We start from the raw sequence: 19,527 nt of genomic DNA on the forward strand, positions 1-19,527 counted from the left end.
TTTTTTGTCAGAAAAAATAAAACTATTGATTTTTTAAAAAATAGCCCATATAATAAAAAACAACAAGTTTCGACAAGATATTTTATAAAAGTAATGATGAGGACATGAGTTGTATTTTACGATTCTCAGAGAGGGGAGCCTTAGGCTGTGAGCTTCCTAATACGAAAAGACAAGCTTACCACCTCTAAACTTCAAGAGTGAACTGCATACATGATGCATTGTAATTCTTGACGGATAAAACCGTTATCAATTTACACGAGCTATAAAATGAGCTTATTTTGCTATAAATTCATTTTATTAGAATAAGGGTGGAACCACGATTTCAACACTCGTCCCTTTGTTAGGGACGGGTGTTTTTTGCGTTCTTTTTACGGGGAAGTATGCTTGAAAGAGGATATGTGACGGATTTCAATTCAGAATATTTTGTCAATTGATTATTTTAGGAGGTTAGTAGAAATGAAATCATCTTTAAAGTTTTCAGAGATGTTTGCAATAAGTTTAATGTTATTTGCACTGTTTTTTGGTGCAGGCAATATGATTTTTCCACCAGCGTTAGGGCAAGGTGCTGGAACGGACGTATGGATCGCGCTGTTTGGTTTTATCGTAACAGGGGTTGGACTACCTTTATTAGGAGTAATTGTTATAGCTTTAAAGGGAGATATTAATGAGCTAGCAGGACGTGTACATCCTATATTCGCACTTGTTTTTATCACTGCAATTTATTTATGTTTAGGCGTATTCGTAAGTGTGCCGCGTACAGGAACAGTAGCTTATGAGATGAGTGTTGCACCGTTTTTACCAAGTGAGATAGCTGGTCAGTCATATCCACTTGTTATCTTTACACTTATTTTCTTTGCAGTCACTTTCTATTTAGCTTTAAATCCTTCGAAATTAGTGGGGCGTATTGGTAAAGTACTAACTCCAATATTATTAGCAGTTATTGCAATTATCGTAGGTAAAGCACTTATTACACCAATTGGAGAATTTGGTGCACCGACAGAAGCGTATAGTGCTCCTCTCTTCAAAGGATTTATTGATGGATATTTAACTTTAGATGGACTTGCAGCACTTGTTTTCGGAAATGTTGTAATTCATGCGTTAAAAGAAAAAGGCATTACAAATAAAAATAGTATTGCAAAAGTAACAATCTTTGCAGGATTTATTGCAGCACTTGGTTTACTACTTGTATATTTAGCGCTTGCGTATCTTGGAGCTTCTAGTGTATCGCTTGGAATGGGCGCAAACGGAGGAATTATTTTAACAAATGTCGTGAATCATTTATTTGGTAGCTACGGAACTTTATTACTAGGGATCGCAATTACAGCAGCATGTTTAACAACTTCTGTAGGTATTGTTGCAGCTTGTGGTGATTACTTCTCTTCCTTATTACCAAAGCTTTCTTATCAAAAAGTCGTTTTCATTTTCTGTGTATTAGCATTTATGGTAGCAAACCTTGGGTTAACTCAGTTAAATGCATTAGCATTACCAATCTTAATCGCCATTTATCCAATTGGAATCGTACTTATCGTATTATCACTTGTTGAAAACTACGTTCGTCTTCCATTAGCGATGTATGTGGGAGGGATTGTAGGAGCATTTGCAATAAGTTTCTTTGATGGGTTACACAATGCAAACCTTCAAATTGCAGCGCTAGCACCTATTTTAGATAAGATTCCATTATATAGTGTAGGAATTGGTTGGTTAGTTCCAGGCATAATCGGTATAGGATTTGGTTATATAATTTCTAAGTTTCAAAAGCAGGAAATTGCTGTAGAAAAATAGAGAAAAGAGGCTTTCTATAATAGAAAGTCTCTTTTTTTGTAGAAAAAGCCACATATAGAGAAATTCAGATATTAAAAATTTTATACGTAATATAGTTGACAAAAAATTTATGAGTAGGCTAAGATTGACTTAGTTGTGGAAATATTGGAAGGGAAGTGAGGGAAAAGGGTTTTCTATAACTAAAGTGTTGTTAGGGGGAAGAGGTGAAAGAAGAGGAGAAGAGATAGTTTATTTTTTTTGATTTATATTGAGAATGATAATCAATAAATAAGTTTTGAAATTTTTTCTCAGTTTCTATGCCTTCATATAAGGAATAGGGTGAGATATTATTTTTAACATTCAATGAGAATGATAATCAATAATGCTTATATTACATAAAAGAATGCTAATTAAATAATAGGTAGAAGAGATTATTTTTTTCTTATAAATTGAGAATAATTATCATTTTCAAAAAGTGAAGTGAAAGATAACAAAGGAGGAAACAAGAAAAATGAAAAAGGTTTCTGTATTACCCGCTTTTATTATAACGTTCGTATGTATGCTAGCTTTTCTTGTAATGCCATACGGGAATGCTTCAGCAAAACTAGCTGATGGTACTTACGATATTAATTACGTAATTCAAAAAGCGGAAAATGATTCAGCTTCAATGGCAAATGACTATTTTGAAAAGCCAGCAAAATTAATAGTGAAAAACGGTGAGATGAGAGTACAAGTTCCGATGAATCATAGTGCTTGGATTACAGAATTTAAAGCACCAGAGAACGGGAATTTTGTTGATGCGAAAGTTGTTAGTAAAGATGAATCGGCAGATAAAAGAACAGTAGAGTTTAAAGTAGATGATTTATCCAAACCAGCAGCTGTAAAAATTCATGTTGTTGTACCAAATGCAAACTATGACCACCACTACACAATTCGTTTTGCTTTTGATGCAAATGTAAAAGCTGTAGGTGGCGATAACGGCGTAGCTGCTACAACAAAAAATAATGATCAAGCGAAAACAGATACACAAGTAAAAGAAGAGAAAACAAAAGTAGAGAGTAAGGAAACAGCTAAAGAAGCGAACAAAGAAACAAAAAATGAAAATGGAAAAGCTGAAAAAACAGATAACCCAAAAACAGGCGATGAAGCACGTATTGGATTGTTTGCAGCGTTAATTCTTATTTCAGGTGCTTTCTTAATTCGTAAAGTGAAATTGAGTAAATAAATCTTTTGAAGGGTGATGAATATATGTTTAAACAATTTAAAATGATTATTGCCGTATTTGCTGTTTTATTTACATTTATCGCAACACTAGGTTTACAAGATGCAAAGGCTGCTACAAAACTAGCTGATGGAAAATATAATATTGCTTTTACTGTATGGAAAGGCGATAAAGATGAATCGTCTAGAATGAATAGTTATTTTGAAAGCCCAGCAACATTAACAGTTAAAAATGGAAAACAATATGTTTCATTTAAAGTGAAAGATAGTGCTTCTATTAAAAGTTTCCAAGTAGAAAAAGATGGTCAATTTGTAGAAACAACCGTGTTAAGTGAAAACAAAAAAGATAATACTAGAGTTGTAGAATTTGAAGTTGCTGACTTGTCAAAAAAACTAAATGGCAAGGTGAAAATTAATATTCCAATTATTAATTATAATGCTTCGTATGATATTCGCTTTGTATTTGATGGGAACAGTATTAAATAATTTTCAAAAGGGAGAGTCGTTCCATTGAACAGGTATACAAAAATTATTGTTGCTATGTTTTTAATGATATTTACATTCGTATCAACATTACAACCACTTGCAGTTCAAGCAGCTACCAAGTTGGCTGACGGTGAATATTCAATTGGCTTCAAAGTTTTAAAAGATACATCAGATGAAGAATCGATGATGAATCAATATTCAGTAAGCCCGGGAACTTTAAAAGTGAAGGATGGGAAAAAGAAAGTATCCTTTACATTAACGAATAGTTCATGGATTACGAAGTTTGAAACAGAAAAAGCAGGTAAGCTAGTTGCGACAAATGTAATTAGTGAAGATAAAGAAAAAGACACAAGAGTAGTAGAATTTGATGTAGAAGATGTAGAGAAGGTATTAAATGCAAAAGTAAAAGTAGATATTGATTTTTTAAATTATCATCATGAGTACGACGTTCGTATTGCATTTGATCAAAATAGCATTACACCAATTCATGTAGAAAAACCAAATGAAAAAGAGGACCCAGCTAATAAGCCAGATCCAAATGAAACTACCGATCCAGGTCAGAAGCCCGACCAAAAGCCTGACCCAGATCAACAACCAAATTCTAACACAATTACAGATGGTGCGTACAGCATTCCATTTAAAGTATTAAAAGATCAAACAGATGAAGAATCTAAGATGAATACTTACATGGTAAATCCAGGAGTATTAAAAGTAGAAAACGGTAAGAAAAAAGCAATTGTAACACTAAAAAGTAGCTCATTAATTAAAAATTTCCAAACGGAAAAAGATGGCGCATTTGTTGATGCAAAAGTAGTGAGTGAGGATAAGGAAAAAGATACAAGAGTAGTAGAGTTTGAAGTAAACGATTTATCTAAAAAACTAAATACAAAAGTATTTATCGAAATGGCATCAAGAAATTATAAGCAAACGCATGATGTACAACTTTTATTTGAACAAGATAAACTTGAACAAATTAAAAATGAAGAGAAACAACCAGAAGTAGAAAAACCGGAAGCAGAAAAACCAGAAGTAGAAAAACCAGAAGTAGAAAAACCAGAAGTAGAAAAACCAGAAGTAGAAAAACCGGAAGTAGAAAAACCAGAAGCAGAAAAACCAGATGAAAATAAAAAACCAGATGCTGAAACAATTAAAGATGGTGAATACAGCATCAATTTTAAAGCATTAAAAGATCAAACAGACGAAATTTCAATGATGAACACATATACAAAAAGTCCAGGTGTGCTAAAAGTAAAAGATGGTAAGAAGTATGTATCATTTACGTTAACGAGCAGTTCTTGGATTACAAAATTTGAATTTGAAAAAAATGGTTCGTTTGTTGATGCGAAAGTAATAAGTGAAGATAAAAAAGCTGATACACGCGTAGTGGAAGTAGAAGTACCAGATTTATCGAAAAAGTTAAATGCAAAAGTAAAAGTAGATATCGATTCAATGAATTATCACCATTTTTACGATATTCAATTTGCATTTGATAAAGGTAGCATTAAGCCGTTAGATAACCAAGGTGGAAATAACAACCAAGGTGGAAACGACAACCAAGATAATAACACAACAATTGATCCAAAAGCTCTTAAAGATGGTGAATACAGCATTGGCTTTAAAGTGTTAAAAGATCAAACAGATGAAATCTCAATGATGAACACATACACAAAAAGCCCAGGTGTATTAAAAGTAAAAGATGGTAAGAAATACGTATCGTTTACATTAACAAATAGTACATGGATTACGAAATTTGAATTTGAGAAGAATGGTTCTTTCGTTAATGCAAAAGTGTTAAGTGAAAATAAAGAACAAAATACAAGAGTAGTAGAAGTAGAAGTAAACGATTTGTCTAAAAAATTAAATGCAAAAGTAAAAGTAGATATTGATTCAATGAATTATCACCATTTCTACGATGTTCAATTTGTATTTGATCAAGACAGTATTAAAGCTTTAGGGAACCAAGGTGGAAACGACAACCAAGGAAGAAACGACAACCAGGGTGGAAATGACAACCAAGGAGGAAATAATAACCCGAAAGTAATAGTTGATCCGAAAAATTTAGTAGATGGCCAATATGATATTACATTTAAAGTATTAAAAGATAAAACAGATGAGATTTCAAAGATGAATGACTATGTTGTAAATCCAGCGAAATTAATCGTAAAAGATGGTAAAAAATACATTGAGATGACGCTGAAAAATAGTGCGTGGATTACGAAATTCCAAACGGAAAACAAGGAACTATTCGCTGATGCGAAAGTAGTAAGCGAAGATAAAAATGCAAATACGCGAGTAGTACAGTTTGAAGTAGAAGATCTATTTGAAAAATTAAACGCAAAAGTAAAGGTAGACATCGATGAGATGAACTACCATCATTTCTACGATGTACAAATTCAATTTGATACAAATAATATCGGCGCGTTAGGAACTATTAAAGAGGAACCGAAAAATGAACCGAAAAATCCAGTGACTACACCGAAAGTAGATAATGTAAAAACAGTAGGTACTCCTGATTTTAACCGAAATGCAGATGGTCAGAAGAAAAAAGAAGATACAAAAAATGATTCGAAAAAAGAGAAAAACTCAAAAACTGCAGATACAGCACAACTTGGTTTATACATGGTGTTACTGCTAGGTTCACTTGCTTTACTAGTTCGTAAATATAGAGCAGGTAGATTGTAATTTTTGGAGTCTTGATGCATGTGCGCGTGCATCAAGACTTGTTTCATATTGTATGGAAGGGAGTGGTGATTGAGAGTGAAGAAAATCGTAAGTGTACTAATGGCTATCATTTTGTTAATGAGTATAGCCGGGTGCTCATCACAAAAAAAAGAAACAGCAAAGCAGGTAAAGAGTGAGAGTAAGGAGCGCGTTGTTGCAACAACAGTGGCTGTTACTGAAATTATGGATGCGTTAGAAGTAGATTTAGTCGGCGTTCCAACAAGTTCTAAAACTTTACCGAAGCGATATAAAGGTTTACCTGAAGTTGGGAATCCAATGAGTCCAGATATGGAAAAGGTAAAGTCATTAAAGCCTTCAGAAGTGTTATCTGTGACAACACTTGAATATGAATTAAAGCCAGTTTTTGATGGTGTGGGTATGAAAGCAAACTTTTTAGATTTAACGAGTTTAAAAAATATGCAAAGTTCTATTAGCGATTTAGGTAAGAAATATGGACGTGAAAAACAGGCTGAAGCAGTAGTAACTAAGTTAGACAAAAAGGTTGCTAGCATTCAAAAGGAAGTAAAAGGAAAGAAAGAACCGACAGTGCTAATTTTATTAGGTGTGCCGGGCAGTTATTTAGTAGCAACAGAGCATTCTTATATTGGAGATTTAGTGAAACAACTAGGTGGTAAAAATATTGTACAAGGTGAACAAGTAGAATATTTAGCTTCTAATACAGAGTATTTAAAGAAAGCTGATCCAGATATTATTTTACGAGCAGCTCATGGTATGCCTGATGAAGTTGTAAAAATGTTTGATAAAGAATTTAAAACAAATGACATTTGGAAACACTTTGCTGCGGTTAAAAATAACCGTGTTTACGATTTAGAAGAGCGTTTATTTGGAACGACAGGCAATTTAGCAGCAATTGAAGCGTTAGATGAATTGAAAAAAATGATGTATCCGTGATGCATTTTAATATAAAGGAAGAGCAGAATGAATAAAAAAACTTGGAGTTTCCTCATTGTTACTGCATTGCTCATTGTTATGACATCATTGTCAGCGATGAAAGGGAGTTTAGAAGTAGGTATTGTTGAACTTGTGCAAGGGATATTTACAGGTGGGAATGAAGATGTTGAAGTCATTAAAGATTTACGTTTCCCGCGTATTATTATTGCGCTGTTCACTGGAGCGGCTCTTGCTGTTTCAGGGGTGCTTTTTCAAGCTGTTATGAAGAATCCACTCGCTGATGCTGGGGTAATCGGTATATCTTCAGGAGCTAGTTTTATGACACTCGTTATTATTACATTGTTCCCGCAATTCTTTTTCTGGACACCCGTATTCGCCTTTTTAGGTGGTGCGTTTGCGTGTTATCTCGTTTATTCGTTTTCATGGAAGTCAGGGTTAAGCCCGCTTCGCATTATTTTAATTGGTATTGCCATTAATGCGATGTTTACTGGATTAAATGAATCATTCGTTACGATTTGTGGGTATTTTATTAAGAGTATTAAGCAAACGACGACTTCTAACATAACAATGAAGACGTGGGGCGATGTAGAAATAATGGTGACTTATGGAACGATTGGTCTTATTCTTGCTCTGTTCGTAGGAGCTTGGTGTAACTTATTATCGCTACAAGATAAGACTGCGAAAAACTTAGGCTTGCACGTGACGAGAGTTCGTCTTATTATTTCTGCCATTGCAGTACTCTTAGCGGCAGTATCAACAGCGATTGCAGGTGTTATTGCTTTTGTAGGATTACTAGTTCCGCATATTTCAAGACAATTAGTCGGTTCAGACCATAAAGTACTAATTCCATTTTCTGCTCTTGCAGGCGCGTTATTAATTTTGACGGCGGATACGATTGGAAGGTTAATTGTGCCACCTAACGAAATTCCAGCAGCAACAATTATGGCGGTTATTGGTGGTCCATTCTTAATATTCTTGCTTAGAAAGAGTGATAAAGTTCATGGAAATTAAAAATGTAACCTTTTCATACGATAACGTAACAAATCGTTTAAAGTCTGTTAGTAGTGAAATAGAAATTGGGAAAATTACAACAATCATCGGCCCGAATGGATGCGGGAAATCAACATTACTTAGTGTCATGTCTAGAAATCACGTTCCTAGCAGTGGAGAAGTAATACTTGATGGGAAAGCGATTAGTGAATATAAACCGAAAGAGTTTGCTAGAAAGCTAGCAGTTGTCCATCAACAAAATGAGGCTCCAGCAGATATTACAGTGGAAAAGCTAATAAGCTTTGGGCGTATGCCATATAAAAATATTTTCTCTCCGCAAACAGATGAAGATAGAGAAGCGATAGAGCGCGCACTAGTATGCACGAATTTACAAAGTAAGCGTGATAAGCCAATCTATGCTTTATCTGGTGGAGAGAGGCAGCGAGTTTGGATCGCAATGACATTAGCTCAAAATACACCAATGCTTTTCTTAGATGAACCGACAACATATTTAGATATTTACTATCAGCTAGAAATATTAGAGTTAGTGAAAGAGTTAAATGAAGTGTATGGACTAACGATTGTAATGGTATTACATGATATTAATCAAGCCATTCGTTATAGCGACCATATTATCGTTATGAAAGATGGAGAGATCATTACGAAAGGTAATCCTAATGATGTAATAACAGAAGAAATGGTTAAAGCAATATATGGTGTAGATGTCATTGTAAAGCAGGATGAAGATACCGGATTGTACATGGTACCTATGGGAATCTAAAGGCTGAGCATAATCCGTTTTGAGGTGATAATTTGAATAGCAAGAAAGGACGGAAAAAGAATTCTTTTTTTCAACGCATACTTACAATTGCGTTTTTAGGAATCTTTTTCTATTCAATGTATGAGTTGGGCGGAATTTTCATGGATTATTATGAAAATCGTAAAGTAATGGCTGAGGCACAACATATTTATAAAAGAAGTCCAATGGAAGAAAAATCGGAAGACGGAGAGGTACGTAAACAGTTTCAGGATCTCCAGAAAATTAATCCAGAGATAGTCGGATGGATTACGATGGATGATACACAAATTAATTATCCAATCGTTCAAGCAAAAGATAATGATTACTATTTATTTCGTAATTATAAAGGTGAAGATATGAGAGCGGGAAGCATTTTTATGGACCATCGTAATGATGTGAAATCTCAAAATCGAAATACGATTTTATATGGTCATCGTATGAAAGACGGTTCTATGTTTGGGAGTTTAAAAAAGATGTTGGACGAAGACTTTTTCATGTCCCATCGTAAATTATATTACGATACATTATTTGAAGGATACGACGTTGAAGTTTTTTCAGTATACACGACAACAACGGACTTTTATTACATTGAAACGGATTTTGAAAATGATGCAGCATATACATCGTTCTTAAAGGAAATTCAAGAAAAATCACTGTACAAAACGGATACGGAATTGACGGCTAATGATGAAATTGTAACACTTTCTACTTGTGACTATGCGCTTGATCCAGAGGCTGGAAGGCTAGTTGTACATGCAAAATTAGTAAAAAGAAATTAAAGAAAAAAGTATAGAATATGAGAAGTGATAGATAACGCTTCTCATATTCTATACTAAAAAAAAGAACTGTTTTTACTGTGCTGCAGCCATTGGCATACGTACAACTTTTACATCATAGTAAGCAATTTTATTATCAAGAATATATTCTGGCATCCCGCCTTGATGTGAGTGAGCATCTTTAAATGCGGCGCTCTTTGTCCAACCTTGGAAATCTTCTTTTGCATTCCAGCGAGTGCTAATTGTTACTTCATCATAATCAACTGTATTTTGCGTTAAAAGAACTTCTAGACCTAAAAAGCCTGGCATCGTTTCAACTTTACCTACTTTATTAAAACGCTCAATTAATTTATGTCCATTTCCCTTTGTAATTTTAGCTGTATTTGTAACAATAATCATGTTTATTCCTCCTATAAATGTAGCTATATTTTCAAGAACTCATATACATTAAATGATAATGAAAATCATTATCAATGTCAATGGTAAATGTGAAATATATAATTTTTTCTATTATTTTGGACAGTGAGAGTTCCATTTCAAAACGTAGTAAATATGTGGCGGTTAAGTGTGAGAATGAGCGAGTTGTACTAGCAAAGCAATAATATGGTATAGTGAAACGAGGCTGTTTTTTCAGGCTCGTTTTTTAAATGCTTCCTATAGAGAAAGCATGCAAATGGAAAGGAAGTTATTATATGCGATCAGAAGTAACTATAAAAATAAAACCGAAATTTATAAAAGAAATTAAAAGTGGATATCCACTTATTTTAAAAGATGCAATTCAAAATTTAAACGATGTTCGTGAAGAAGGGACAATCATCAAAGTAGTAGATGAGAAGAACAACTTTGTCGGAAAAGGTTATTATGGAAAACAAAATAAAGGATACGGCTGGATTTTAACGAGAAAAGAGAGTGAACAAATTAATCAATCTTTCTTTGAAAGTAAAATCAAATCTGCCTTACATAAACGAAAACAATTTTATAAATCAAGTGATACGACAGCATTCCGTGTGGTGAATGGTGAAGGTGATGGTCTTGGTGGATTAATTATCGATTACTATGACGGCTACTACGTAGTAAGTTGGTATAGTGAAGGGATTTACACTTTCAGAGATGAGATTATAGCAGCTCTTCAAAAAGTAGCAAACTTTAAAGGCATTTATGAGAAAAAGCGTTTTGATACGAAAGGGAAATACATTGAAGGTGATGATTTCGTAGCAGGAGAGCGCGGTGAGTTCCCGCTTATCGTAAAAGAGAATGGTGTGAACTTCGCTGTATATTTAAATGACGGAGCGATGGTTGGTGTATTTTTAGATCAGCGTAACGTGCGAAAACAAATTCGTGATAAATATGCAAAGGGAAGAACCGTGTTGAATATGTTCTCTTATACAGGTGCTTTCTCTGTATTTGCAGCGCTTGGCGGAGCGAGCAAAACGACGAGTGTGGATCTTGCAAATCGTAGTTTAAGTAAAACGATTGAGCAGTTTAGTGTAAATGAAGTTGATTATGAAGCACAAGATATTATTGTAGAAGATGTCTTTCTGTACTTCAAATATGCAGCGAAGAAAAAGATGAAATTTGATATGGTCGTACTTGATCCTCCAAGCTTTGCACGCTCAAAGAAATATACATTTAGTGCAGCGAAAGATTATAAAAATTTATTAAAAGAAACAATTGCTATTACAGAAAATAACGGGATTATCGTTGCTTCTACAAATTGTAGTGCGTTCGATATGAAAAAGTTTAAAGGCTTTATCGATACGGCATTTAAAGAAATGAATGGCAAATATAAAATATTAGAAGAACATTCTTTACCAGAAGATTTCCGTACCATTGATCAATTTAAAGAAGGAGACTATTTAAAAGTAGTTTTCATCGAGAAAATTAAAGGGTAATAAAGAAAAGGAGCTCGAGTTTACTTGAGCTCCTTTTCTTATTGAACGATATTTTGTACTCTACCGACTTGCCCGTCTTGCAATCGTACTTTAATGCCATGCGGATGGGAAGGGGAGTTTGTTAAAATATCTTTTACAATTCCACGTGTTAATTTGCCGGTGCGTTGATCTTGTTTTAATACAATATCAACTTCAAGGCCGGGTGCGATATTAGAACGTTTTTGTCCGTTCATTTATACACCTGTACGTCTACGTTGGTTGTTTGTTTTCTTCGTTTGTTGGTTTTGTAATTTTTTTGTTTCTTGGCTTTGGTTTTTGGCATTCTGACCATTACCGTTACCTTGCTTTTTCTTTGCAAGTTGTTCGCGCATTAAATCAGCTAAGCTTACTTTTTTGTTTTCTGACATGATAAGTCTCCTTTATATAAAGTTAATTATGAACTATCGTAGTAAATTTCATCATATCATTGTTATGGAAGGAAGGGAAGTTGGTTTGAAAATTCATATTATTCTTCACAGTGTTCATTCGTTACGATACAATTAGCATGTTAATGTTTGTAAAAAGGGGATAGACATATGTCACATCATATTTTATTAGTGGAAGATGATATTTCAATTCAAGAGATGGTGGAAAAGTATTTAATAAAGGAAGGCTTTCAAGTTACGATTGCGTCTGACGGAGAAGAAGGGGTGCAAGCCTTTTTTAAATCATCTTTTGATTTAGTAATCCTTGATATAATGATGCCAAAGTTAGACGGATTAGAGGTTGTACGTATTATTCGTGAAAAAAGTGCAGTTCCGATTTTAATGATGTCGGCAAAAGATACAGATGTTGATAAAGCTGTTGGATTAGGACTTGGAGCAGATGATTACATTTGTAAGCCGTTTTCTATGATTGAATTGGCTGCACGTGTAAAAGCAGGTATTCGGAGGTCTACGAAATACTCGGCTACAGAAACAATAGAAAAAATGATTCAAATTGGTGATTTAACAATTGATCCAATTAATTTTACAGTTGAAAAAAACGGGAAGCCTCTCAAACTTACTTTAAAAGAATTTGAGATTTTAAAGCTATTCGTAAAGAACCAAAATCGTGTATTTACAAAAGCGCAAATATATACGTTAGTTTGGAATGAAGAGTATTACGGTGATGATAACGTTATTAATGTTCATATGAGAAGATTGCGTGAGAAAATCGAAAGTGATCCATCTAATCCAGAATATATTAAAACGTTATGGGGCATCGGCTATAAGTTGGAAGTGATGTAATATGGTCAATTTGTTAATAGGTATTATTTTTATATTGTTATGTGTTATTTATATGCAATATAGAATGAGAAAAAATAGTAGTAAAAATTTACGATACACATATGAAAAGTTAGAAAGTATTGTAAATGACAAAACAGGCGAGACGTTACTCGTTATGACAGATGATCTAGAATTGCAAAAATTATTAGTGGCAATTAATCAATTATTAGATGCAAAACAGAAAACGAATGCAGATCATGCAAAAGTAGAAATTTCGATGAGAAAAATGCTTTCAAATATTTCGCATGACTTGAAAACACCACTAACAGTTATTCTTGGATATACAGAAATGTTAAATAAGGATAAAACGATAAATAAAGAAGAACAACAAATATTACTTGAAAAAGTGCATACGAAAACACTAGAAGTGATGGAGTTAATTCATAAGTTTTTTGACTTGGCAAAATTAGAATCTGGTGACAAAGCAATTGAAATGACAAAAGTAAATATGAATGAAGTTTGCCGGGAGAAGATTTTATCTTTTTATGATTTAGTGACGACGAAAGGTTTTCAGGTTCATATTGATATACCAGAAAGAAATATATACGCACTTGGAAATGTAGAAGTATTTGGTAGGGTATTGAATAATTTAATATCAAATGCGATTACATATGGAGACGATGGAAAGGCACTTGGTATGACGTTAAGAGATGATGAAACGAGTGTGTATATAGACGTATGGGATAAAGGAAAAGGGATTGATGAATCTCATATTGATAAAGTATTTGAGCGTATGTACACACTTGAAGATTCAAGAAATAGATTGTACCAAGGGAGCGGTCTAGGATTAACGATTACGAAACGGCTTGTGGAAGCGATGGACGGAAAAATTCACCTTTCTAGTAAACCGTATGAAAAAACAATTTTTACAATTGTATTAACAAAGATGCAGTTTTAGCTTGTAGAGCAGTAGATTCTACAAGCTTTTTTTCAGCGTAAGGAATTTGTAAGAAACGGGTAAGAAAAAAGAGATTTCCGTTGTCTATTATAGAAATATAGAGTATTGCGAAAGGGGAAAGTAACATGACATATATATTAAAAACAAACCAGTTAACGAAAGTGTTTAAAGGGAAAGAAGTTATTTCCGGTGTTAACATGCATGTGAAAAAAGGAGAAATTTACGGTTTTTTAGGACCAAACGGTGCTGGTAAAACAACGATTATGAAAATGATTACAAATTTAATAAAACCGACGAGTGGTGATATTGAAATCTTCGGTGAGAAATTAACAGATACATCTTATGAAGTATTAAAAAGAATGGGGACAATTATTGAATACCCAATCTTTTATGATAAATTAACGGCGAAAGAAAACTTAGACCTGCATTGTGAATATATGGGCTACTACGATAAAAATGCAATTGACCATGCTTTACATTTAGTGAAACTACAAGGGATAGATAATAAAAAAGTAAAAGATTTTTCATTAGGAATGAAACAACGACTCGGTATTGCAAGGGCAATCGTGACAAAGCCAGAATTGCTCATTTTAGATGAACCAATTAACGGTTTAGATCCAATTGGTATTAAAGAGTTACGAGACTTATTTAAAATGCTCTGCAAAGAATACGGTATTACATTATTAGTTTCTAGTCATATTTTAGGTGAGATGGAACTAATGGCGGATACAATTGGTGTTATTCAAAATGGAAAACTAATAAAAGAAGTTTCAATGAAGAGTATTAACGGAAAACAAACAGAGTACATTGAAATCACTGTTCCTGATGTGAAACGTGCAGTTTATATTTTAGAAGATAAACTTGGTATAAAAAACTACAAAATAATGAGTGGAACCATGATTCGTGTGTATGATACGTCAGCGTCTCAGCAGGCCATTTCAAAAGCACTTATTATGAACGATGTGGAAATTGAAAGTATTAATAAGAAACATAGTTCCTTAGAAGAATATTTCTTAAATGTAATGGATGGAGAAGGTATTCATGCTTAATGGACTGTGGCTGAACCTGGTAAGTGGATTTATCGTAATGCTAATAAGTGGAATTTTATATTATAGAAAACCAGAGCGGAAATGGTTGTTCAGTGTACTAGTGATAGGAATGTTAAGCTTCGTTACTGCTGGAATTAGAATGTTAGCAGCGTAGAGACAGGTATATAAAGAATGGAGGCGTAATTTATATGTTTAAATTAATGAAGCTCGAATGGAAGAAACATAAATTATCTAGTTACTTTAAAAGTGTAGCAATTTGTATTATAGCAATTTTCGCTGCAGTAAGCCTTATGGCATTGGGAATGAAAGCCGAGGAAGACATGCTCTTCTCTGACTTCACACAGAATATGGCTTTAGTAAATATTTTTATTAGGATAACATTCATTATTTTTAGTTCGGTCATTTTATCACGTTTAGTAATTGATGAGTATAAGAATAAAACGATACAACTATCATTTATGTATCCGCTTCAAAGGAAAATGCTAATGAGTGCGAAATTAACAATTGTTTTTTGTTTTTGTTTTGTGAGTACCATTATTGCGACTTTCATTATTAGTTTGCTCGTATATTTTGTGAGTCCAATGATGGGACTGATTGAAGCACCTGCTACGATAGGTGAAATAATAGCTATCGTTCCAGGTACTATTATAAGTGCATTTATGATATCTGGTATAAGTTTAATTCCTTTGTTTTTTGGAATGAGAAAGAAATCGACACCGACAACAATTACTTCGGCAGTAATAATTGGTATGCTGATTAGTGGTAACTTTGGTCCTGGAAACGGTCAAGTAAGTATGTTTGATTTTATAGCTATCCCCATCGTCCTCTGTTTATTAGGAATTTTCATTAGTTATCTATCGTTTCGTAAAATCGACAAGATCGATGTGGCGTGAAGCAAGCTTAAAACAAAAAACGAACTGGGGTATGAATGGTGAAAAAAATAATAGTAATTGCAATATTATTCATTACAATTGCTAGTGTAGTTTTTGGTATTAAGGTATTTCAGGGGAAAGATTTTAAGAAAGAAAAGTCTTTTGAGATAAATAATATAAAAGCAATAGAAGTAGACATTGAAAACTGGAATCTTGAATTTAAAAGTACAGACGCTAATAAAATAGTAATTTCCGCTCAAGGTGAACAAGCAGATAAAGAGATAGATCCCGTCAAAATAGAAAATGATGAAAATAAACTTGTGATTAAGCAAAAACAAAAGGTGAACAGATTTTTTTATGGTTTTACGTTTAGGAAGAAAAATAGTATATCTATAGCTATTCCGAAGAAAGAAATAGATAAAATTGTATTAAATAATAAATCGGGTGATGTGAAAATAAACGATATAGTAGTAAAAAGCATCGTGACAAGAGGAAAATCTGGAGATGGAATGATTACAGGACTATCGGCAGAGAAGGGTGAATTTACATCCGAAAGTGGAGATTTAATGTTAAAAGATAGTTCATTACAAGAAGTAAATATAACTTCCACTACTGGTGATAATTATGTAAAAAATGTAAAAAAAGAAAATATGAACATCACTTCAACATCTGGGGAAGTATTACTGAAAGATATGACAGAAGGAAAATCATTATTTGTAGAAACAAAATCAGGGGATATTGGCGTACGGTATAAAGGTGTCCCGGCATCATTGAAGCTTATGGCTAAAAGTAATTCGGCTGACGTAATAGTGGATTTAAAAGAATTTAAGAAAGATAAAAGTACAGAAAAAATAAAAGAAGGAACTATTGGTGATGCAAAAAACGAAGTGAAGATTTTAAGTAAAACAGGGGTCATTTATATTGATTAAGTCTTAGGAGGAGGGAGGACTATCATGTTACGTTTAATGAAGCTAGAAATGAAGAAGTTTAAGCTTGGATGGTATGTAAGGAGAGCGATTATTGCAAATATCGCTATACTGGCATTAATGATCTTTACGAGCATCGTTGCTCAAGTAGAAGGGGATCCGGAAATAAGGGATCCACAGATGATGTTGTTAACGGCTAGTACATTAGTAAGAGCAACATTTATTATTTTTGGTAGCGTGTTAATCGCAAGGTTAATAATTAGTGAATATAAAAACAAAACAATACTACTTATGTTTTCTTATCCTATTAATCGGAAGAAAATGATGATTAGTAAGTTGGTTATTACAGCAACATTAACATGTATAACAGTTATTGTATCTAACATTTTAGTAGTAGGAGTTTTCTTTGGGATAGATAGCTATTTTTCAATTCTTCCTAATCCATTTACAGTAGAGCAATTGACGCAAGAAGGAATAAAACTGGTTCCTTTAGCCATTGCCACTGCGGGAATAAGTTTAATCCCAATATATTTCGGAATGCGTAAACGTTCAGTGCCAGCTACAATTGTTTCGTCTCTTATCGTTGTATCAATTGCAATGAATACCAACCCAGCGTTTTCTACAGCAACTTTTCTTCCCCTTCAACTAGCACTTGCAGCAATTGGAGTTGTGATTGCATATTACGGCATTAAAAATATAGAGAAGGAAGATATAACTGTATGATAAGAATATACAAAAAAGAGTTGGCGTTACACCAACTCTTTTTTGTATATGTACGCTTCGTTACTACTCTGTAAATTTAGAGTGTGTGCTTAAATACTTTTGCACTTCTGGAGAAATGTTAAAGTTATTAGGACTTTTATATTCGATAGTAAACTCGCCGTCGGTACTTGTTTCAAAGGAGATTGCATAGCTATTCATTTTAGCATCGTAAGAAGTGTTTTTGACTTCTGCATCTAGATTAAAATATTTTGTAATATATTCTTTTGATTCCGTAATTGCTGCTTGTTTTCCCCAAGGGGTACCATAATAGGTGAAATAAAGAGATACACTAATAACTCCAATAATAGAAGTTAGTAAAATAGTTCCCATAACTATTTTTTTATTTTTTGTATTCAATTTGGTTACTCCTTTTCGTAATATGTATTCATTTTAACCTATCTTTTCCATAAAACAACCATTAAGAAAAAATAGTTTCACATGAAACAAGTTACAGAAAAAGACAAGATATGTAAACATCTTGTCTTTTTTGTCGTTACATTTTAGGAGCTTCCATTCCAGCCGCAGCCCATTCTTCTTTTGCGGGGCCATATACGCCAGGAACTGTTAAGCCAGCTTGTCGCATTAAAACCGTCATTTGTCCGCGGTGGTGATTTTGATGATTAATGAGTGTCATTAAAAATATAGAATTCGGCATAGGGCGACCAAAGAAGTCATTAATAGTAGCTAAGTCTTTATCAGTCCATTTACTTTGAAGTGTTTCAACAAAAGCCGCGTTTACTTTACGGTATTCATCTGCAATTGTTTTTGCAGAAGTTGGAACAGGATAATCTTTCGATTCTCCTTCAAACTTTAGCCCTGTGCCAGATAGTATAACAGGAATTGCCGTCACGATGTGCCAAGCAACTCTACCTAACGTCCAATGTTCAGGTGCAATTTCCTGTGATAAAGATGCATCGGTTAATGAATCAAGCATTTTCTGAGTAGACTCTGCTTCGTATGTCCATGATTGCAAGAAGCCTTCAATTGTTTGGTACATTATTGTTATCCCCCTCTACTTATGTTCATAGATTAAGTTCGAGAAGAAATGACAAGTTCCCTTTATGTTTTAATGATGGTATTTAAAATTTTATATATAAATTTTATGATACTATTGAGTGGATATAGAATTATATTAATTTAGGGGGATATTATGAAAAGATTGATTTTAGGAATCATAATTTTATTTTTAATGGTAGGATGTAGCAATGAAACCTATAAAAAAGCAATGGATCAAGGGAAATTGGCGTTAGCGAGTAAAGAATATGACACGGCAGTAGCATCATTTGAGCTAGCATTAGAAGAGAAAAAGGATGATAAAGAAGCAAAGGTATTAAAAGACCAAACTACTAAGATGATAAGTTCGATAAAAGAGAAATCGAGTGGAAATATAGAACAAGCAATAGGTTTGTTTCAAGAAGTAGAAAAGATGAAAGATGGTTCCGCAATCCTTCAAAGTCAAGCGAAAGAACAAAAAGATTCGCTCATAGAGCATAAAGAGTTAAAAGGTCAATATATAGGTCAATTGGAAAAGGCAGAGAAGTTAAAGAATGATAAAAAGTATGAAGAGGCTAAAGGGATAGTAAATAAAATTGTTAACGATACTGGCCAAAATCAACAATTTATTTCGGAAAATCAACGGGCCGAAGAGCTGAATAAGCAAATAGATGGCTTACTAACTCAACAAGCAGAAGTTAAGAAAAAAGAGGAAGAGTTAAAAAATGAAAAGAAAAAAGAGGAAGAGTTAAAAAATGAAAAGAAAAAAGAGGCTGATATTGGAAAGTTAAAGGGGTCTTGGATGTCATCAGAAAGTACAGACAGGCCAGTTGGGTTGGAAATAGAATCTATTAATAGTGAGAAAACAGGCGGAGAATTTATGGAACATAATATTTTTGGGAAAGGGACTACTATAGGAGACTTTCGAATATTAAGTGTGGACCAAGGGATTATTTCCATAGAGCTTGTATTTTTAATGGGAGAAAGAAAACAGAAGGTTGATTTGAAACTCGAGGAGAACACATTAACTGTACATCATGAGTTTATGGGAGGGACTAAATCTGTGAAATTAGTGAGATCAGAGTAATTTATCCCGCTATTCACCTGCAGTAAAATTCCCACCTCAAGATTAGGCTGGAGCAAAGAAGTTGGGTGGGAGATC

22 protein-coding genes and 1 other annotated feature are annotated in these 19,527 nt (G+C 33.6%); of the genes, 17 read left to right on the forward strand and 5 right to left on the reverse strand.

Annotation, left to right across the window (positions count from 1 at the left end; translation table 11 throughout):
- Nucleotides 1–84 precede the first annotated feature (84 nt).
- Nucleotides 85–340 (forward strand) — a binding site (T-box leader).
- Nucleotides 341–456: 116 nt separating this feature from the next.
- The 8 genes from brnQ6 (at nucleotide 457) to srtB (ending at nucleotide 9,669) form a co-directional block, all read left to right on the forward strand.
- The gene (gene brnQ6, locus IBT51_RS17225; protein WP_071731434.1) at nucleotides 457–1,782 is read left to right on the forward strand and encodes a branched-chain amino acid transport system II carrier protein BrnQ6; all 1,326 of its coding nucleotides are present in this window, start codon (nucleotides 457–459) and stop codon (nucleotides 1,780–1,782) included.
- A 490-nt stretch (nucleotides 1,783–2,272) separates the two neighbouring features.
- The gene (gene isdC, locus IBT51_RS17230) at nucleotides 2,273–2,986 is read left to right on the forward strand and encodes a heme uptake protein IsdC (RefSeq protein ID WP_023523143.1); all 714 of its coding nucleotides are present in this window, start codon (nucleotides 2,273–2,275) and stop codon (nucleotides 2,984–2,986) included.
- A 23-nt stretch (nucleotides 2,987–3,009) separates the two neighbouring features.
- Complete coding sequence (locus IBT51_RS17235; protein WP_000476164.1) at nucleotides 3,010–3,468, forward strand: NEAT domain-containing protein; 459 nt, start codon at nucleotides 3,010–3,012, stop codon at nucleotides 3,466–3,468.
- Nucleotides 3,469–3,492: 24 nt separating this feature from the next.
- Nucleotides 3,493–6,150 carry an NEAT domain-containing protein gene (locus IBT51_RS17240; protein ID WP_200458498.1) on the forward strand — a complete coding sequence of 886 codons (2,658 nt, stop codon included), beginning with the start codon at nucleotides 3,493–3,495 and terminating at the stop codon, nucleotides 6,148–6,150.
- Nucleotides 6,151–6,219: 69 nt separating this feature from the next.
- Entirely contained in the window at nucleotides 6,220–7,101 is an 882-nt protein-coding gene (isdE, locus tag IBT51_RS17245) for a heme ABC transporter substrate-binding protein IsdE (protein WP_140155672.1), read from the forward strand.
- Between the two features lie 27 nt (nucleotides 7,102–7,128).
- Complete coding sequence (locus IBT51_RS17250) at nucleotides 7,129–8,112, forward strand: FecCD family ABC transporter permease (RefSeq protein WP_001036841.1); 984 nt, start codon at nucleotides 7,129–7,131, stop codon at nucleotides 8,110–8,112.
- Nucleotides 8,102–8,872, forward strand: a complete 771-nt coding sequence (locus tag IBT51_RS17255) for an ABC transporter ATP-binding protein (protein WP_000403765.1) — start codon at nucleotides 8,102–8,104, stop codon at nucleotides 8,870–8,872. The genes IBT51_RS17250 and IBT51_RS17255 overlap by 11 nt, the downstream gene beginning before the upstream one ends.
- A gap of 32 nt (nucleotides 8,873–8,904) precedes the next feature.
- Nucleotides 8,905–9,669, forward strand: coding sequence for a class B sortase (gene srtB, locus IBT51_RS17260; RefSeq protein ID WP_016080128.1), 765 nt, complete (start codon nucleotides 8,905–8,907; stop codon nucleotides 9,667–9,669).
- 72 nt (nucleotides 9,670–9,741) lie between these two features.
- Here the strand turns inward: srtB and isdG are convergent, their stop codons facing one another.
- Nucleotides 9,742–10,065 carry a heme oxygenase gene (isdG, locus tag IBT51_RS17265; RefSeq protein ID WP_000587818.1) on the reverse strand — a complete coding sequence of 108 codons (324 nt, stop codon included), beginning with the start codon at nucleotides 10,063–10,065 and terminating at the stop codon, nucleotides 9,742–9,744.
- Between the two features lie 293 nt (nucleotides 10,066–10,358).
- Here isdG and IBT51_RS17270 point away from each other — a divergent pair, with 293 nt between their 5' ends.
- Entirely contained in the window at nucleotides 10,359–11,558 is a 1,200-nt protein-coding gene (locus IBT51_RS17270) for a class I SAM-dependent rRNA methyltransferase (protein ID WP_053563583.1), read from the forward strand.
- Nucleotides 11,559–11,596: 38 nt separating this feature from the next.
- Here IBT51_RS17270 and IBT51_RS17275 read toward each other — a convergent pair whose 3' ends face one another.
- Nucleotides 11,597–11,791, reverse strand: coding sequence for a YwbE family protein (locus tag IBT51_RS17275; RefSeq protein WP_001014310.1), 195 nt, complete (start codon nucleotides 11,789–11,791; stop codon nucleotides 11,597–11,599).
- A complete protein-coding gene (locus tag IBT51_RS17280; protein WP_001293578.1) occupies nucleotides 11,792–11,965 on the reverse strand; it encodes a hypothetical protein in 174 nt (57 codons plus the stop codon).
- Between the two features lie 168 nt (nucleotides 11,966–12,133).
- Here IBT51_RS17280 and IBT51_RS17285 point away from each other — a divergent pair, with 168 nt between their 5' ends.
- The 7 genes from IBT51_RS17285 to IBT51_RS17315 all read left to right on the forward strand — a co-directional run bounded on the left by IBT51_RS17285 (nucleotide 12,134) and on the right by IBT51_RS17315 (nucleotide 17,333).
- A complete protein-coding gene (locus tag IBT51_RS17285; RefSeq protein WP_075719095.1) occupies nucleotides 12,134–12,826 on the forward strand; it encodes a response regulator transcription factor in 693 nt (230 codons plus the stop codon).
- Nucleotide 12,827: 1 nt separating this feature from the next.
- On the forward strand, nucleotides 12,828–13,763 hold the full coding sequence (locus tag IBT51_RS17290) for a HAMP domain-containing histidine kinase (RefSeq protein WP_098679999.1): 936 nt from the start codon (nucleotides 12,828–12,830) through the stop codon (nucleotides 13,761–13,763).
- A gap of 125 nt (nucleotides 13,764–13,888) precedes the next feature.
- On the forward strand, nucleotides 13,889–14,812 hold the full coding sequence (locus IBT51_RS17295) for an ABC transporter ATP-binding protein (RefSeq protein WP_088024405.1): 924 nt from the start codon (nucleotides 13,889–13,891) through the stop codon (nucleotides 14,810–14,812).
- Complete coding sequence (locus IBT51_RS17300) at nucleotides 14,805–14,966, forward strand: hypothetical protein (protein ID WP_075719099.1); 162 nt, start codon at nucleotides 14,805–14,807, stop codon at nucleotides 14,964–14,966. The genes IBT51_RS17295 and IBT51_RS17300 overlap by 8 nt, the downstream gene beginning before the upstream one ends.
- Nucleotides 14,967–15,000: 34 nt before the next feature.
- Nucleotides 15,001–15,705, forward strand: a complete 705-nt coding sequence (locus IBT51_RS17305; RefSeq protein WP_200458499.1) for an ABC transporter permease — start codon at nucleotides 15,001–15,003, stop codon at nucleotides 15,703–15,705.
- Nucleotides 15,706–15,740: 35 nt separating this feature from the next.
- A complete protein-coding gene (locus IBT51_RS17310; RefSeq protein ID WP_140155671.1) occupies nucleotides 15,741–16,613 on the forward strand; it encodes a DUF4097 family beta strand repeat-containing protein in 873 nt (290 codons plus the stop codon).
- A gap of 24 nt (nucleotides 16,614–16,637) precedes the next feature.
- Entirely contained in the window at nucleotides 16,638–17,333 is a 696-nt protein-coding gene (locus tag IBT51_RS17315; protein ID WP_200458500.1) for an ABC transporter permease, read from the forward strand.
- Between the two features lie 63 nt (nucleotides 17,334–17,396).
- On the opposite strand, the gene IBT51_RS17320 is transcribed toward IBT51_RS17315, so the two are convergent.
- Together IBT51_RS17320 and IBT51_RS17325 are read right to left on the reverse strand one after the other, a co-directional pair.
- Nucleotides 17,397–17,729: a YfjL-like protein gene (locus IBT51_RS17320; protein ID WP_088024417.1), complete on the reverse strand. Its 333-nt coding sequence runs from the start codon at nucleotides 17,727–17,729 to the stop codon at nucleotides 17,397–17,399.
- A gap of 136 nt (nucleotides 17,730–17,865) precedes the next feature.
- Entirely contained in the window at nucleotides 17,866–18,369 is a 504-nt protein-coding gene (locus IBT51_RS17325) for a DinB family protein (protein WP_000284973.1), read from the reverse strand.
- Nucleotides 18,370–18,522: 153 nt separating this feature from the next.
- Here IBT51_RS17325 and IBT51_RS17330 point away from each other — a divergent pair, with 153 nt between their 5' ends.
- Nucleotides 18,523–19,452 carry a tetratricopeptide repeat protein gene (locus IBT51_RS17330; RefSeq protein WP_200458501.1) on the forward strand — a complete coding sequence of 310 codons (930 nt, stop codon included), beginning with the start codon at nucleotides 18,523–18,525 and terminating at the stop codon, nucleotides 19,450–19,452.
- Nucleotides 19,453–19,527 lie beyond the last annotated feature (75 nt).

This window comes from Bacillus sp. S71, assembly GCF_016625265.1.
Lineage (GTDB): Bacteria > Bacillota > Bacilli > Bacillales > Bacillaceae_G > Bacillus_A > Bacillus_A cereus.

What these genes read in the sequence shown, in the direction of transcription:
- brnQ6 (WP_071731434.1), top strand. Translation starts at nt 457, where the DNA reads ATGAAATCATCTTTAAAGTTTTCAGAGATGTTTGCAATAAGTTTAATG.
- isdC (WP_023523143.1), top strand. Translation starts at nt 2,273, where the DNA reads ATGAAAAAGGTTTCTGTATTACCCGCTTTTATTATAACGTTCGTATGT.
- IBT51_RS17235 (WP_000476164.1), top strand. Translation starts at nt 3,010, where the DNA reads ATGTTTAAACAATTTAAAATGATTATTGCCGTATTTGCTGTTTTATTT.
- IBT51_RS17250 (WP_001036841.1), top strand. Translation starts at nt 7,129, where the DNA reads ATGAATAAAAAAACTTGGAGTTTCCTCATTGTTACTGCATTGCTCATT.
- IBT51_RS17255 (WP_000403765.1), top strand. Translation starts at nt 8,102, where the DNA reads ATGGAAATTAAAAATGTAACCTTTTCATACGATAACGTAACAAATCGT.
- isdG (WP_000587818.1), bottom strand. Translation starts at nt 10,065, where the DNA reads ATGATTATTGTTACAAATACAGCTAAAATTACAAAGGGAAATGGACAT.
- IBT51_RS17270 (WP_053563583.1), top strand. Translation starts at nt 10,359, where the DNA reads ATGCGATCAGAAGTAACTATAAAAATAAAACCGAAATTTATAAAAGAA.
- IBT51_RS17275 (WP_001014310.1), bottom strand. Translation starts at nt 11,791, where the DNA reads ATGAACGGACAAAAACGTTCTAATATCGCACCCGGCCTTGAAGTTGAT.
- IBT51_RS17280 (WP_001293578.1), bottom strand. Translation starts at nt 11,965, where the DNA reads ATGTCAGAAAACAAAAAAGTAAGCTTAGCTGATTTAATGCGCGAACAA.
- IBT51_RS17285 (WP_075719095.1), top strand. Translation starts at nt 12,134, where the DNA reads ATGTCACATCATATTTTATTAGTGGAAGATGATATTTCAATTCAAGAG.
- IBT51_RS17290 (WP_098679999.1), top strand. Translation starts at nt 12,828, where the DNA reads ATGGTCAATTTGTTAATAGGTATTATTTTTATATTGTTATGTGTTATT.
- IBT51_RS17295 (WP_088024405.1), top strand. Translation starts at nt 13,889, where the DNA reads ATGACATATATATTAAAAACAAACCAGTTAACGAAAGTGTTTAAAGGG.
- IBT51_RS17300 (WP_075719099.1), top strand. Translation starts at nt 14,805, where the DNA reads ATGCTTAATGGACTGTGGCTGAACCTGGTAAGTGGATTTATCGTAATG.
- IBT51_RS17305 (WP_200458499.1), top strand. Translation starts at nt 15,001, where the DNA reads ATGTTTAAATTAATGAAGCTCGAATGGAAGAAACATAAATTATCTAGT.
- IBT51_RS17310 (WP_140155671.1), top strand. Translation starts at nt 15,741, where the DNA reads ATGGTGAAAAAAATAATAGTAATTGCAATATTATTCATTACAATTGCT.
- IBT51_RS17315 (WP_200458500.1), top strand. Translation starts at nt 16,638, where the DNA reads ATGTTACGTTTAATGAAGCTAGAAATGAAGAAGTTTAAGCTTGGATGG.
- IBT51_RS17325 (WP_000284973.1), bottom strand. Translation starts at nt 18,369, where the DNA reads ATGTACCAAACAATTGAAGGCTTCTTGCAATCATGGACATACGAAGCA.
- IBT51_RS17330 (WP_200458501.1), top strand. Translation starts at nt 18,523, where the DNA reads ATGAAAAGATTGATTTTAGGAATCATAATTTTATTTTTAATGGTAGGA.